The sequence below is a fragment of the Pseudoalteromonas sp. Ld20 genome, from assembly GCF_045064175.1.
Taxonomy (GTDB): Bacteria; Pseudomonadota; Gammaproteobacteria; order Enterobacterales; family Alteromonadaceae; genus Pseudoalteromonas; species Pseudoalteromonas neustonica.
Genome location: NZ_JBISHB010000012.1, coordinates 1 through 1438, shown reverse-complemented (window position 1 = coordinate 1438; position 1438 = coordinate 1). Strand labels below are relative to the sequence as shown.

The following is a 1438-nucleotide window of genomic DNA, read 5'->3' as shown; positions in this document are numbered from 1 at the left end:
TTAGAAAAACAAAAGTTCAAATGGCCAAGTAAAGTCAGTTTGCAAGAATTTGAACTCAGTCCTGGGCAATTGGATTGGTTGTTGTCGGGATATGATGTGCTTGGTCATGAAGAATTGCAGTATCAATCGATGATCTAATCGATCATATTGACAGTAAATGATCGTTGCCACACCGTCTGCTTTATCTTTGCGTCAAACAAGAAAACAACGTCAAATTCTGTTAAATTGCGAACATGAAAATTGATGCACACTTACTTCCTGACGACCTAGAACAACTCAAGCGCATGGTGCTTGAGTTGCAACAAGTCGTTGCTGAAAAAGATGCGCAAATTCACGAATTACTGCAAGCTTATAACGCGAAGCTTGCCAAAGAGTACGCGAAGAAATCTGAAAAGATGCCCGGTGCTGGAGAGCTCTTCAATGAAGTAGAAGACATTCTTGATGAACATGATAAAGCGCTATTGGCCACATCGCCCTTAGTAAAGAAAGAAAAAGCCAAACCGAAACGCCGGCCACTGCCAGCACAGTTACCACGAGTCGAGGTGGTTGTTGACCTTGATGAGGATGAAAAAGTGTGTGATTGCTGTCAAAGCCCACTTCACAAAATAGGTGAAAGCAGCAGTGAAACACTCGAATTTGTGCCTGCGCATATCAAGGTTATCAAAACTATTCGCCCTAAATATACGTGCCGTCACTGTGAGCGAGAAGGGATTGAAAGTGTAGTGAAAACGGCAAAAATGCCCGCAACAGCCATTCCAAAAAGTATCGCCACGCCCAGTTTACTGAGCCAAATAATCATGTGTAAATACCAGTTTGGCTTGCCGCTTTATCGCCAAGAAACGTTATTTTCTGATATCGGTATTGAGTTGAGCAGGCAAACCATGTCGAGCTGGATGTTACGCTGTGCTGAATTGTTGTCACCGCTTTATCAGCGCTTAAGAGAAATCTTGTTATCTCAAGCGGTTATTCATGGCGATGAAACCTCGTTAAACGTTATTAACGCAGAGAAAGCGACCAGCTATATGTGGCTGTATTGTTGTGGCGATGATAAGCCGGGTAAAGGCACTAATATTGTCTTGTTTGATTATCATAATAGTCGCGCGGCCCACTGTGTAGTTGATTTTCTTGACGGTTATCAAGGCTACATGCACGTAGACGGCTACAAAGCGTACGAGCAAACGAAGGCAACACTGGTTGCGTGCTTAGCTCATATACGCCGTAAGTTCATCGAGGCCAAAGGCAATAATAAAAAAACCGTTAAAGCGGATGTAGCACTTAACCTTATTCGCAAACTCTATGGTATTGAGCAAGCCATCAAAGGTAAATCGGTCAGTGAAAAATTCACCGTTAGGCAGCAAAAAGCCAAACCAATCGTTGATGAATTGTATCAATGGTTACTCAAACACAAAGATAAAATCCCTCCCCAAATGGCGCTAGG

General features: G+C 42.9%; 1 protein-coding gene. It reads left to right on the top strand.

All coding sequences use genetic code 11. From position 1 onward, the window contains the following. Positions 1 to 233: 233 nt before the first annotated feature. Positions 234 to 1438 (top strand): IS66 family transposase (gene tnpC / locus ACJJVX_RS00190; RefSeq protein WP_405629472.1); only part of this gene is annotated, 1205 nt, incomplete at its 3' end.